The 13,405-nt window shown below is 45.5% G+C and carries 16 protein-coding genes; 11 read left to right on the plus strand and 5 right to left on the minus strand.

All coding sequences use genetic code 11. The features are described 5' to 3' along the window. Positions 1-7 precede the first annotated feature (7 nt). The 3 genes from fghA to PN836_RS14140 form a co-directional block, all read right to left on the minus strand. Positions 8-856, minus strand: a complete 849-nt coding sequence (fghA, locus tag PN836_RS14130; RefSeq protein WP_395339336.1) for an S-formylglutathione hydrolase — start codon at positions 854-856, stop codon at positions 8-10. 71 nt (positions 857-927) lie between these two features. Then, a complete protein-coding gene (locus PN836_RS14135) occupies positions 928-2,100 on the minus strand; it encodes an S-(hydroxymethyl)glutathione dehydrogenase/class III alcohol dehydrogenase (protein WP_395339338.1) in 1,173 nt (390 codons plus the stop codon). Between the two features lie 117 nt (positions 2,101-2,217). After that, positions 2,218-2,940 (minus strand): hypothetical protein, encoded by a 723-nt coding sequence (locus tag PN836_RS14140; protein WP_395339339.1) that lies wholly within the window; start codon positions 2,938-2,940, stop codon positions 2,218-2,220. Between the two features lie 307 nt (positions 2,941-3,247). Here PN836_RS14140 and iscR point away from each other — a divergent pair, with 307 nt between their 5' ends. From iscR to PN836_RS14195, 11 genes are all read left to right on the plus strand, one after another. After that, the gene (gene iscR, locus PN836_RS14145) at positions 3,248-3,721 is read left to right on the plus strand and encodes a Fe-S cluster assembly transcriptional regulator IscR (protein WP_395339341.1); all 474 of its coding nucleotides are present in this window, start codon (positions 3,248-3,250) and stop codon (positions 3,719-3,721) included. A 134-nt stretch (positions 3,722-3,855) separates the two neighbouring features. After that, positions 3,856-5,292 (plus strand): Fe-S cluster assembly protein SufB, encoded by a 1,437-nt coding sequence (gene sufB, locus PN836_RS14150; protein ID WP_395339343.1) that lies wholly within the window; start codon positions 3,856-3,858, stop codon positions 5,290-5,292. Positions 5,293-5,294: 2 nt separating this feature from the next. Then, positions 5,295-6,056 carry a Fe-S cluster assembly ATPase SufC gene (gene sufC / locus PN836_RS14155; protein ID WP_395339344.1) on the plus strand — a complete coding sequence of 254 codons (762 nt, stop codon included), beginning with the start codon at positions 5,295-5,297 and terminating at the stop codon, positions 6,054-6,056. Next, positions 6,053-7,321 carry a Fe-S cluster assembly protein SufD gene (gene sufD, locus PN836_RS14160; RefSeq protein ID WP_395339346.1) on the plus strand — a complete coding sequence of 423 codons (1,269 nt, stop codon included), beginning with the start codon at positions 6,053-6,055 and terminating at the stop codon, positions 7,319-7,321. Before sufC ends, sufD begins: the two co-directional genes overlap by 4 nt. After that, positions 7,318-8,535 carry an aminotransferase class V-fold PLP-dependent enzyme gene (locus PN836_RS14165; protein ID WP_395339348.1) on the plus strand — a complete coding sequence of 406 codons (1,218 nt, stop codon included), beginning with the start codon at positions 7,318-7,320 and terminating at the stop codon, positions 8,533-8,535. Before sufD ends, PN836_RS14165 begins: the two co-directional genes overlap by 4 nt. A gap of 8 nt (positions 8,536-8,543) precedes the next feature. Continuing rightward, positions 8,544-8,900, plus strand: a complete 357-nt coding sequence (locus PN836_RS14170; RefSeq protein ID WP_395339350.1) for a HesB/IscA family protein — start codon at positions 8,544-8,546, stop codon at positions 8,898-8,900. 34 nt (positions 8,901-8,934) lie between these two features. Next, positions 8,935-9,468, plus strand: coding sequence for a putative Fe-S cluster assembly protein SufT (sufT, locus tag PN836_RS14175; RefSeq protein WP_395339352.1), 534 nt, complete (start codon positions 8,935-8,937; stop codon positions 9,466-9,468). Positions 9,469-9,574: 106 nt separating this feature from the next. After that, positions 9,575-9,985, plus strand: coding sequence for a SufE family protein (locus tag PN836_RS14180; protein WP_395339354.1), 411 nt, complete (start codon positions 9,575-9,577; stop codon positions 9,983-9,985). A 56-nt stretch (positions 9,986-10,041) separates the two neighbouring features. Beyond that, positions 10,042-10,497: a DUF2721 domain-containing protein gene (locus PN836_RS14185; RefSeq protein ID WP_395339356.1), complete on the plus strand. Its 456-nt coding sequence runs from the start codon at positions 10,042-10,044 to the stop codon at positions 10,495-10,497. Then, a complete protein-coding gene (arfB, locus tag PN836_RS14190) occupies positions 10,484-10,897 on the plus strand; it encodes an alternative ribosome rescue aminoacyl-tRNA hydrolase ArfB (protein WP_395339358.1) in 414 nt (137 codons plus the stop codon). Before PN836_RS14185 ends, arfB begins: the two co-directional genes overlap by 14 nt. Before the next feature lie 3 nt (positions 10,898-10,900). Beyond that, the gene (locus tag PN836_RS14195) at positions 10,901-11,272 is read left to right on the plus strand and encodes a Fis family transcriptional regulator (protein WP_395339360.1); all 372 of its coding nucleotides are present in this window, start codon (positions 10,901-10,903) and stop codon (positions 11,270-11,272) included. Positions 11,273-11,414: 142 nt separating this feature from the next. Here the strand turns inward: PN836_RS14195 and PN836_RS14200 are convergent, their stop codons facing one another. Both PN836_RS14200 and PN836_RS14205 read right to left on the minus strand, forming a co-directional pair. Then, the gene (locus tag PN836_RS14200) at positions 11,415-12,542 is read right to left on the minus strand and encodes a hypothetical protein (protein WP_395339362.1); all 1,128 of its coding nucleotides are present in this window, start codon (positions 12,540-12,542) and stop codon (positions 11,415-11,417) included. Next, the gene (locus PN836_RS14205; RefSeq protein ID WP_395339364.1) at positions 12,533-13,222 is read right to left on the minus strand and encodes a hypothetical protein; all 690 of its coding nucleotides are present in this window, start codon (positions 13,220-13,222) and stop codon (positions 12,533-12,535) included. Before PN836_RS14205 ends, PN836_RS14200 begins: the two co-directional genes overlap by 10 nt. Positions 13,223-13,405: the final 183 nt, after the last annotated feature.

Below are 13,405 nucleotides of genomic sequence, written 5' to 3' on the forward strand. Positions count from 1 at the left end.
AATTCGCTTAGTTAAATAAATGGTTTGCATGAAAGCGCACATGCTCTTCAATAAAGCTGGCGATAAAATAATAGCTATGGTCGTAGCCCTCTTGCATTCTGAGCGATAAATTGACACCCGATTTGCTAGCAGCGTCTGTCAACGCTTGGGGGTGAAGTTGCTCAGTAAGAAAGGTGTCGTCAGTGCCTTGGTCAACCATTATTGGTCGTGTAAAGCTGTGTGTGTCATGTTGGCTGAGAAGATAACTCGCGTCGTATTCTTGCCATGTGTGCTGCTCATCACCCAGATACAGCGAAAAGGCTTTTTGTCCCCATGGACAGTTTGAAGGCTTACAAATTGGGGAGAATGCGGACACCGAATCATAAGCGGCGGGATTTTTAAGCGCAATGGTCAGTGCACCATGACCGCCCATTGAATGACCAGATATCGCTTTGCGCGAGCTTACCGGAAAATTCTTTTCAATTAGTTGGGGTAATTCGTTAACTACGTAGTCATACATTCTGTAATGCTTAGCCCAAGGCATTTGCGTCGCGTTTAAATAAAAACCTGCGCCTTTGCCTAAATCATAGGCATCCACATCTGCGACATCATCGCCACGTGGGCTGGTATCGGGCGCTACAATGGCGATGCCAAGCTCGGCTGCAACACGCAAAGCCCCCGCTTTTTGCATAAAGTTTTCATCCGTGCAGGTCAGTCCTGATAACCAATAGAGTACCGGTATTTTTTGGCCTTTAGACGCTTGCGGCGGTAAATAAATCGCAAACCGCATTTGACAGTTCGTTGCGCTCGAATGATGCGAATACTGTTTATGCAGGCCGCCAAAGCAGGCGTTACTGCTCACTTGTGTGATTGACATAAAGCTTCCTATCTATTGATACATGATAGCTATCGACTGACATTAAGGAACTGACATCGAGCGTCAGATATCTAGTAATGAATAACCGAACGAATAGACTCGCCTTTATGCATTAAATCAAAGGCTTCGTTAACATCCTCAAGACCCATGGTGTGAGTAATAAAATCATCTAGCTTAAATTCACCCGCTAAGTAGCGCTCTACATAATCGGGCAATTCACTGCGTCCTTTGACGCCGCCAAAAGCGGTACCGCGCCATACTCGACCGGTCACTAATTGAAAGGGCCGCGTCGATATTTCTTGTCCGGCACCCGCTACACCAATGATAACCGACTCGCCCCAGCCTTTGTGACAACACTCCAAAGCACTTCGCATCACATCTACGTTCCCTATGCATTCAAATGAAAAGTCCACGCCGCCGTCAGTCAGTTCGACGATGACCTCTTGAATCGCCTTGTCGTAGTTTTTGGGATTAATGCAGTCGGTGGCACCCAACTGTGTAGCTAAATCAAATTTACGCTCATTAATGTCAATGGCAATAATGCGCGAGGCTTTTGCCATTTGTGCACCGATAATGGCAGAGAGGCCTATACCGCCTAAGCCAAAAATAGCCACCGTATCGCCTTTTTGTACTTTGGCCGTATTCATCACTGCGCCCATGCCGGTGGTGACGCCACAGCCAAGCAAGCAGACTTCTTCGAGCGGCGCGCTTGGATTAACCTTTGCTAATGAAATTTCGGGTAAAACGGTATATTCAGAAAAAGTAGATGTGCCCATGTAGTGATAAATGGTTTCGCCATTAATGGAAAAGCGCGACGTGCCATCAGGCATCAGACCCTTACCTTGGGTTTCTCTAATTTTTTGACAAAGGTTGGTTTTACCGCTGGTGCAAAACTTACATTCACCGCACTCGGGTGTATATAAAGGTATAACGTGATCGCCTACCTGAACGGAGCTTACGCCTTCTCCAACTGACTCGACAATGCCGCCGCCTTCATGCCCTAAAATGCTCGGGAATACACCCTCAGGGTCTGCGCCCGACAGCGTGTAAGCATCAGTATGGCATACGCCGGTAGCAACAAGCTTGACCCGCACTTCACCTGCTTTAGGTGGGGCAACATTCACGGTTTCTATTTTAAGAGGCTGGTCGGGTCCCCATGCAACAGCTGCTTTACACTGGATAGTAACTGGCGTTTCATAAGCACTGGTCAAGGTGTTTTGGGCGTTAGAAGATTCAGATGTCATAGGTATGGGCAATCAAGCTAAGAAGACAGGCTTATAGTGTTGATGATAAGCGCTTTGTTTTCAACGTTGATTTTACCCAAACCTCAAATATGCCTCTAATTTGACATTGGGATGATGTTAACGACGAATGACCTTATCCATCAGGCTTTCATCATCAAAATCAAACTCAACTTCTTTTTCGACAATGATATTCCCTTCAATCACTGAGCTTGCGTCTACCGAAAGCTTCGGCGGATTTTGGCGCCAACTGTTATTGTTCGGCTTACCAGAAAAAACAACATCGCCTCTTACTACGCTACCATTGCGTAAATCGATATCACCGTTCACGGTTGAAACATTGGTCGCAACGTCAACTTGTTTGAGCACGATATCTCCATTGACCGTTTCAACCGAGCCGCCAACATTACCACCTGCATCGATAGTAATTTCGCCATTGACAGATTCAATTGAGCCCGTCGAGCGAAAGTCTTCTCCGATGCGAATGCGCCCATTAACTAAGTCCACATTGCGCACGCTAACATTATTGCCAATGTCGATTCTGCCATTTACATTACTCACTTCACTTGCGCTGACGCCATCTTCAACTTTCACAGAACCGTTCACCGACGAGATATCACCAACGGATTTACCTTCTCCCACCTTGATGCTTTTATTGGTTGATGAGTAAGTTCTTTTGCCGCTTTCATCCTCTGACACGCCACTGTCCCAGGTTTCTGAGTCAAAGGAATAGCCGCCTTCTAAATCATTCGCACCAACGTGAATAATGCACCCGCTGACCATAATTGATGAGCTGATCGCGGCAATAAACCCAAGTACCGGTAGTTTTAAGTAGTTTTTCATAAGCTTTCCTTTGAACGTGCGTGATAAATCGTGTAATTAATCCACTAAACAAAGCACTCGGCATGCCAAAAATAAATTATCTCTAAATCAATAACTTATTTTTTATTACTGTAATCGGAGGCACTTCGATTGGCAAAAATGACCATATTTAAGTGTATTAAACTAGTCAGTCGCAATACACATTCAAAAGGTTTATTGGTGAGTTTACAGCAGTTGATAAATACTTGACTAAAATACTAGGTTAAATACTTGACCATTCTAGTAGGTTATGAAAGGATCTGCGCCTCAAAACAATTAGGGAGTGCGGATGAAACTTACATCCAAAGGTCGCTATGCAGTTACGGCGATGCTTGATTTAACCTTACATGCTGAAAGTGGCCCGGTTTCTCTATCTGACATTTCTGCGCGTCAGGACATCTCGCTGTCTTATTTAGAACAGCTTTTTGCACGCTTGCGCAAAGCCGATTTGGTCTGCAGTGTGCGCGGCCCCGGTGGCGGTTATCAGCTTAAAAGAAATGCTCAGGATATTTCTATTGGTGCGGTTATTCATGCCGTCAACGAAACAGTGGATGCGACTCGATGCAAAGGTCAGGCAGATTGCCAAGGCGGGGAGCGATGCTTAACCCATAGCTTATGGCAAGATTTGAGCGACCGCGTAAATGATTTTTTAAGCGGTATTTCGCTACAGGATTTGATGCGCGAAAAAGACGTTAAGGATGTTTCTGGTCGCCAGAACAATCGCCGTAGTAATCAAGATATCGATATAAGTTTACAGATGTAATGCAATGTAAAGAGGGCGAAATCACGTTTATACACGTAAGCCTTCGTACAATTGAAAAGTAGCGAATATGCGCACAGCGACAAACTTAAGCTGAGCAGCGAACGAATAAATTTAGTAAACAGGTGAGTTCAAACATGAGTGAACAGATTGAACAGGCGTTAGAGCGTAAATACGAAGCCGGTTTCTATTCTGAAATTGAATCAGAAACATTTGAAGCAGGCTTGGATGAGTCAGTTATCCGCCGTATCTCGCAAATGAAAGGTGAGCCTGAATGGATGCTGGCATGGCGTTTAAAAGCCTATGAAACCTGGCTTAAAATGGAGGAGCCGGAATGGGCACATGTGGATTATCCCAAAATTGACTACCAAGCAATTTCATACTATTCCGCACCTAAAAGTATGGCGGATAAGCCTCAGTCTTTAGATGAAGTTGACCCTGAATTATTGCGCACCTATGAAAAGCTCGGCATTCCTTTACATGAACAAGAGATGCTGGCAGGCGTCGCGGTGGATGCTGTCTTCGATTCAGTGTCGGTGGTAACTACCTTTAGAGAAAAACTCGAAGAAGCTGGCGTTATATTCTGCCCCATTTCTGAAGCGGTTCATAAATATCCCGAGCTGGTAAAAAAATACATTGGTTCCGTTGTGCCTCGCGCGGATAATTATTTTGCAGCGCTTAACAGCGCAGTATTTACCGACGGCTCGTTTGTTTATATTCCAAAAGGCGTACGTTGCCCAATGGAGCTTTCGACCTATTTCCGTATTAACGAAATGAATACCGGTCAGTTCGAACGAACCCTTATTGTAGCAGAGGAAGGTAGCCATGTGAGCTACCTTGAGGGTTGCACTGCGCCTCAACGCGACGAAAATCAGCTTCACGCAGCAGTTGTTGAGCTGGTGGCCTTAGATAACGCAACGATCAAATACTCCACCGTACAAAATTGGTATCCGGGCGATGAAAACGGAGTGGGTGGTATTTATAACTTTGTCACAAAACGCGGTATTTGCCACACCAACGCAAAAATTTCATGGACACAAGTAGAGACAGGTTCCGCCGTTACGTGGAAATATCCAAGCTGTGTCCTTAAAGGTGATAACAGCGTAGGGGAATTTTACTCGGTTGCACTGACTCGTGGACGTCAGCAGGCCGATACCGGCACCAAAATGATTCATTTGGGTAAAAACACTCGCTCTACTATCATCTCTAAGGGTATTTCGGCGGGCAATAGCAACAACGCCTATCGCGGCCTTGTAAAAATGGGGCCAAAAGCAGACGGCGCGCGCAACTTCACTGAGTGCGATTCATTACTCATTGGCGACACCTGCGGCGCGCACACCTTCCCATATATTGAAAGCAGAAACCCAAGCGCAATTGTTGAGCATGAAGCTACTACCTCTAAAGTCAGCGATGAGCAGCTGTTTTTGTGTCAACAGCGCGGGCTGGATCCAGAAAAAGCGGTATCAATGATTGTGAATGGATTCTGTAAAGAAGTATTCAAAGAGCTGCCGATGGAGTTTGCCGTCGAAGCAGGTAAGTTACTTGAGATAAGCCTAGAAGGGTCAGTGGGGTAGTCATGTTAAAAATTAATAATCTGCACGCAAGTGTTGAAGATAAAACCATATTAAAAGGCTTAAACCTAGAAATAAAGCCAGGTGAAGTGCATGCCATCATGGGCCCTAATGGCGCGGGCAAAAGTACCCTTGGATATGTCTTGTCAGGCCGTGATGGCTATGAGGTCAAAGAAGGCGCGGTGTCGCTCAACGATCACGACTTGTTTGAAATGGAAATAGAAGAGCGTGCAAGCAATGGGTTGTTCTTAGCCTTTCAGTATCCGGTTGAAATTCCGGGCGTGAGCAATATGGAGTTTATGAAAGAGTCGGTTAACGCAGTGCGTGAACAGCGAGGAGAGGAGCCACTCTCTGCGGCTGAGTTTTTGAAAATGGCAAAAGAAGCATGTAAGCAAGTTCAGCTTCCGCTCGACTTTTTAAAGCGTGGTGTTAACGAAGGTTTTTCAGGTGGTGAGAAAAAGCGTAACGAAATTATGCAGATGATTTTGTTAAAGCCTAGCCTTTGTATTTTAGACGAATCTGATTCTGGCCTCGATATTGATGCGCTCCAAGTGGTCGCAAATGGTGTCAACAGCCAGCGTGACGATAAGCGCAGTTTTATTGTGATCACCCACTATCAGCGTTTACTCGACTACATCAAGCCCGATTTTGTGCACATTCTTGCCAACGGCGAAATCGTTAAAAGCGGTGACGCCTCACTTGCACTTAAAGTTGAAAAAGAAGGCTATGCATTTTTAGGCAAAGAGTTCGAAGGAGTTGAGGCATGAGTCAATGGCTAAACAAGGTTATTGATGATGCAGCACAGGTGCAAGACTATCTTGCGCCAATGCGTCAACAAGCCCTTGATACCTTGCGCTCACAAGGCTGGCCATCGGGGCGCAATGAGGCGTGGCGCTTTACGCTGCTAAGTTCGCTCAAAGAACGCAATGCTAAGCATTTGGTCAATAATAGCAATGTGAGTACTCACTCTGCTCCAGCAATAGACGGACTCTCGCTCATTGACATTGTGTTTGTTGATGGTCACTTGGTCACAGACCTTAAGGCCTTAAGCTTGCCCACCGGCCTGCATATTCATTCCTTATCGAATGCCCCAGCGGACACGCAAACTCAGATCGCAACACTGTTCGGTCATGTTAAGCCACAGCGTCATCTCTTTGGTTTGGTAAACGATGCCCTTTGTCAGCAAGGCGTATATATTGAGGTGGAAGCGGGCGCACATATTGATATCCCTGTGCGGCTGGTCAATTTAGCCACTCAAGATACTGACGGGCACACGCGTGCTCTGGTCAATATGGGCAAAAACAGCAAATGCGCTGTGATTGAATACGGCAGCGGCAGCGAGCAAAGTTTTACCACCGCATTCGCAGAATACCTGATTGGAGAGTCAGCCTCCCTTGAGCATTACCGCTTTGCGTTTTTTACTCAAGATGCCAAGCAAGTCGGCGGTAGCCACTTCAGTTTACAAAATTCAGCACGATTGAATTCGACTTTGGTGGGCTATGGAAGCGAGCTTTCGCGGGTGGATGTGGATATTATCCATGCTGGCGAGCACGCTAAAGCAAAAATGAACGCGATTTATTTGCTCGCTGAAGGTGAGTTGTTTGACCTACACTCGACTATTGAACACGCCATGCCTAATGGCACCACCCAAGAGAATGCCAGAGGCATCGTGGGTGACAAAGCCAGAGCCGTGTTTAATGGACGCATTCACATTCACCGTGATGCACAAAAAACCCTGGCCGAACTAAACAATCGTAATTTGTTGCTTTCGCGAAGAGCCATGATCAACACCAAGCCCGAGCTTGAAATATACGCCGACGATGTGCAATGCGCCCACGGTGCCACGGTGGCTGAAATTGAAGAGCAGGCGCTTTATTATCTATTAAGTCGCGGTATCAAGCGTTCTAAGGCGCTTGTAATGCTTAATTTTGGCTTTATTCAAGAGTTAGTAAATGCAATTCCAAACGAAGCTATCCGAGACTGGTTATTGCCCAAATTAAGTGAGCGATTTGAAAGCATGGAGGTTAAATGAGCCTTGATGTAGCTGCGCTTCGTGCGCAGTTTCCTGTGTTAAATCGCACTATAGACGGCAAGCCTTTGGTGTATCTCGATAATGCTGCAACGACTCAAAAGCCGCAAGCGGTCATTGATGCCATCGTCGACTTTTATACGCAGTGTAATGCAAACGTGCATCGCGGTGCACATCATTTATCCGACGAAGCGACTCGCCGCTATGAAAAAGCGCGTGACACTGTTGCTGCATTTATAGGTGCGCCTCACAGAGAAGAAGTGATATGGACCAGTGGCACAACCGAAGCCATAAACCTTGTTGCAAATGGTGCAGGACAATTGTTAAAAGCTGGTGATGAAGTGATTGTGACGGAAATGGAGCATCACGCAAATCTCGTTACTTGGCAGCAAGCGTGTAAAAGAAGCGGTGCTAGTTTAAAAGTATGCCCGATGTTTGAATCGGGCGAGCTAGATAGAGACGCGTTTGATGCTTTGTTGAGTGACAATACGCGTTTAGTTGCCTTTCCTCACGTATCCAATGCTCTGGGTACGGTCAATCCGATTAAACTGCTCACCGCAAAAGCCAAAGAAAAAGACGCTTTAGTGCTGATTGATGGCGCGCAAGGTATCGCCCATGGTGGCGTGGATGTTGATGATATTGGCTGTGATTTTTATGCCTTCTCAGGCCATAAAATTTTTGCACCGACGGGTGTAGGCGTACTGTGGGGCAAAAAGTCGGTTTTAGAAACATGGCCAGTGTGGCAAACCGGCGGCGAAATGATCCAAGATGTGGATTACGATCATGCCACGTGGGGCGCACTGCCGAACAGGCTTGAAGCGGGTACCCCCAACATTGCTGGTGTGATTGGCTTAGGAGCGGCGGTACAATGGCTTTCTCAACAAGACATACCCGCCTTGCAGGCGCACGAGAAAGCCTTGCTTGAGTATGCAAACGAGCAAGCAGCAACCATGGAAGGCATGAAAATTGTCGGCACCGCAAAAGACAAAATAGGCGTGATGAGCTTTTTACTCAATGGCGCACACCCTGCCGATATCGGTTTTATACTAGACAAACAAGGCGTGGCTATTCGCACCGGCGACAATTGTGCACAACCGCTTATGAAGCGTTTAGGCATTCCTGGTACAGCAAGAGCGTCATTTTCAATATATAATACCCACGAAGAGATAGACCAGCTTTTTGCTGCGCTTAAAAAAGCCAAGATGATGTTGGCTTAGGAGACATGATGAGTGTAGAAACGTTTGTTCCCAATACCCAAGTAATTTCGATGACCGACAGCGCTATCCGTCATTTTGAAAATAAACTTCAATCTAAGCCGGATAGCATTATTCGCTTTTCAACAAAGATGAGCGGCTGCACAGGTTATGCTTACGTGCTTGATTTCGCCGATGCACCTCAAGACGGCGACGAAGTGATTGAGTTCAGCGATAATCTAACCGTTGCCATAGCATCAGATGCGGTGGCTTTGATTCGAGACACCGAAATTGACTACGTAAAAGAAGGCGTGAATGGCATTATTCAGTACAACAACCCCAATGTAGTCAACGAGTGCGGCTGCGGTGAAAGTTTCAACGTAGGCTAGCGCCAAAACATAATAAAGGGTAATCAAAAGCAGTATGCAACAAAAAATGGTCGTCACCGAGCGTGACTGTAAAGCGCGATTGGTCCCTGCCGGCAACCCAGCAACCATTCCCAAAGGCGAATTCGTCAACATCACGCAAGACTTAGGCGGAAACTACACCGTAACTTGGCGTGGAAATATGTATCGAATTGACGGCACTGATGCTGAGGCAATCGGTCGCAAATCTTTGAATTTGTCTTTCGAAACACCCGCCGACGGTAACATAGACGAAAAGCAAGTTTGGGAAGCGCTTGAAAGCGTGTTTGACCCTGAGATCCCAATTAACCTTGTTTCTCTAGGCTTAATTTATGATGTAACCATTGACCAAAACGCAAAGTGCGTGAATATCAACATGACGCTAACGGCGCCTGGTTGCGGCATGGGACCGGTGCTGGTAGGTGATGTTGAATACAGAGTGAACATGGTGCCCTTTGTGGATGAGGTGAAAGTCGAGCTAGTGTTTGACCCACCTTGGTCTCGTGAAATGATGAGCGAAGAAGCTCAGCTCGAAGCGGGACTGTTTTTTTAAGCGCGCTATAATGACTTAGATACGCAAAAGTGACGCGAACAAAGAAGCACTTTCTAGCCCTTGCCTGACAAAGGCGATACCCAGTTAAGAATAAACAGGAACCAGCATGCAGTTACCCACAAGTGAAGAGATTATTGATGATTTGGCGTTTTTCGACGATTGGGAACAGCGTTATCAATACATCATCGACTTGGGAAAGCACGTGCCGGGTTTGCCTGAAGATGCGCGCACGCCCGATAAATTAGTTAAGGGTTGCCAAAGTAGTGTATGGCTTCAAGCCCAGCAAATCGAAGGTAAGTTTCAATTTGAAGTAGATAGCGATGCCGTGATTGTGCAAGGACTGCTAGCGCTTGTTCTTGCGGCCTATAACAACCAGTCACCTCAAGACATTCTGCAGTTTGATATTGATGGCTACTTTGCCGAGCTTGACTTAGAGCGTCATATTACCCCCACTCGAGGCAACGGCTTGCGCGCCATTGTGGGTAAAATTCGTGAAATGGCGCAAAAAGCGGCATAATCAACAGTCTTGGCCATCTGTTGGGTGTAAGGCCCAATTCATAAAAAGGAAAGCTCGTGCAAGCTACAGATGCAGCGCTCATGCTCATTCAGACTGCCCTAGCACCCGTGTTTTTAATTGTGGGTATAGGCACGCTTTTGAATGTCATCACCGCAAGACTGTCTCGTATTGTTGATCGAGTACGCTGGTTTGAATCACCCGAAAAAAACTGCGTTGCCTTAGCCCGTCAGCACGAGCTAAAAGCACTTTCTAGGCGCATGCGCTGGGCAAATACGGCGGTTAACCTACTCACAGGTGCTGCGGTTATTGTGTGCATCAATATATTTTTGATCATGGTTGAAGGCTATTTTAGCCTTGGACTGGATGCATGGATATTAGGATCGTTTGCCAGCTCGGTGGTTTTACTGTCTTTTGGTATGCTAAGTTTTTTTGCAGAAGTGAGCGTGGCCACCGCTTCTTTAAAAGTGACGAAGTCATACATATCCGAAACAGCCGACGATGACAAACGCTAAACCCCCCGTACATATCGATGAAAGTGACTACGAACTAAGCGCTATACGCTCCGCGGGCAGTGGCGGACAAAACGTCAATAAAGTGTCTACCGCCATTCATTTACGCTTCGACATTCACCAAAGTCACTTAGACGATAAATATAAGGCCCGACTGCTTGCGCTGAAGGATTCGCGCATTAGTAAAGAGGGCATACTAATTATCAAGGCGCAAAGTTACCGCACTCAAGAGCTAAATAAAGAAGATGCGATCAAGCGTTTGAAGGACATTATACGCTCAGTAATGGTTGAACCAAAAAAACGTAAGCCCACGCGGCCAAGCCTCAATGCAAAAAAGAAGCGTGTGGATAGCAAAAAACGCGTTGGCACCAAAAAAATCTTACGGGGCAAAATCGATTATTAAGACATGAGAAAGTCAGAAAAGAAGCTAGAAAAACGGCTTATAAAAGCGCTTACACAAGTGTGTGAACAAGCCAAATTTGACCTCACAGGTTTTCAGTGGCTGACGCATCGAGCTGATTTTTCACGTTTTCCTCAAAGCTTAATGGTGCATTGTATTTTTGATACAAAAGCGTCTATGACAACGGGGAATGCGGATACTGACCTGCAACACTATTTTGCTCAAGCAATTGAATCTAATATGGTGCAAGTTGGCATCGAATTTACTGGCAGTGAGCGGGATCATGCTATGATTAATCGCGTGATACTAGACAACGAAGAAGACTGCCAAGCGCAGCACAGCGGAAACTGGAATAAGAGGATTCACCATGCGCATTAAACAACTCGTTAATGCTAATGAGACGAAAAGAGATTTTCTCGCCAGAGATTGTCAACCAGAATTTTTCAAAAATAGATTTTATTTCAATAATACTAGTCATCCAGTCTTATGAATAATAACACAGTTTTTCTTCCTTATGCGTTTACTCCTCTCCTTGTAAACGAGCAATGTGGCGAGTCATACAATCGTTTTGTTGCAAATGTGATTCTGCCCACACTTTGTCAAGCCCCAAGTTACCTATGGTGCCGCTAGATTCCCACAAAACTATCGCTATCGTTGCATCGTAAATTTTCTTTGCCACTGGCGGTTTTTCAGTGAAGCTGATTGGTTCCAAGTATATTTTCTCTCGTTCCAAATCAAGTGACGTCTCAAGTGCGAGCGCATTCGTTGCTATATTCTCTAACTCTTTGTCAGAAAACAAAACACTTGGCGCCAGAGCACCTTGCAACGCTTCGCTTCCTTCAGCTATAGATATGAGTGCAGTTAGACCACTGGGGTCAAGCTGACTAAGGCCAAACTCAGTATAAACAAGCGCTTGATTAATCCTTTGCTTGATATAGTCGTTTATAGTCTTTTCGTATTGAAATTCTAACTCTGCTTCTGCTAACACTATTGATAATAGCGTGGGTATACTTTCTGCGGTCTTCCCCCGTATCAAAAGTTGTTCGGCGTACTTACGCTTGGCATCAATATCTACCCCGTCATCTTTTTTAAGGATTGCAGTCATAGCGAACGTATCCCCTTCTTCAGCCAATTCTTCCAACCGTTCAGCACTTATAGTAAGATATGGCTCAATAAGATGAGCGTTACCAGCTGACTCAACGCTGTATTCGAGAAAAGGATTGGCGCCGTAAGTATCAATCTCTTTTGCTTCGACGATCAGTGAACCGCGCTGGAGATCCCATTCATTTCTTGCTTGGATAAATCTAAAAAGCTCCGATTCTTTAAGATCATTGAATGCGATACACCAAGAGTCCTCTAAATTGCTTTTTGTGTTGCGGGAAACTAATTGTGGTTTATTTTGCTCTTCAACCCCAAGCTGCCCCTTTCGCGCATAATTCGTGTCATTTTCGCTTTCGACAATAGTTGTTTCATGCGATTGCGTGTCGGTCTTTGGCGTGAGCTGTTCCGTATTTAGGTGTGGGCTGTCATAAAAACTTGTAGAGAACCTTATGAAGGCCATCACAGTTAAAAAGCACAATCCAGCTAACGCTGCAAATAAAAGAACTGTTTTTTTGTTCATAATTTGTCCTTTGTCAACTAACCACAAGACCTAATATCGCCAGCGTGAGAGGAATCGCACGCTTCAAAGCTAGCGTCTCGATCCGCCTGATGCGAGGTAACGCAACGTTCGTACAAATCAGTACTAAAATCTTCTCCAAAGATAGTAATGTCTGGCATCATTGGATTGCAATTTTCTCGCAACCCTCTGGCATAAGTATTTGCAGCTCTTGTACGGCATTGATGCTTGGCAACGTTAGCGTTTAACTGGCACAGTCTTCTCGCATCATCTTCATCTTCATCTTCATCTTCATCTTCATCGCCTGGGTCTGGGTCAGATGGAGGATTAGGGGGGCCTACTGGACCTCCCGGAGAACCGCCGCCACCGCTACCGCCACCTCCACCACCGCATCCACCAATGCATGGGTTGATTACAGGGTCGGGCCTTTCGCCAACAACTTCTATGCATTCAGTTTCACTAGGGCAGTCGCCTCCTGAAACGTCGGCTACTGCGTCAGGTGCGTTTTTGTCTGTTGCAAATGCAGTTACAGGGGAAACTATCAGGGCTAGTAGAAAAATAAGAAGAGTGGGAGATATGGCGCTTTTGAAGAAGCTTAAGTTAAGCGGCGCTAATTTATGTTCTTGACGGTTAACTAATTGCTTGTTGCTTGTTGCTTGTTGCTTGTTGCTTGTTGCTTGTTGCTTGTTGCTTGTTGCTTGTTGCTTCATTTTTTAAGATCCTTTTAAAATTTCACAAATATAATTTAGCCTTTTGTTACAACTGTCAAGATATTTTTTCTATTATTGAGAAACATATTCGCGTAATAACCTGTTTCCTCAATTACTATTTTACATTATGTCTTCACTCAAAAGCGTCCATGACATTGGTTATAGCGGATACTGACCTTCAAC

It is taken from the genome of Ningiella algicola (assembly GCF_028401415.2).
Taxonomy (GTDB): domain Bacteria; phylum Pseudomonadota; class Gammaproteobacteria; order Enterobacterales; family Alteromonadaceae; genus Glaciecola.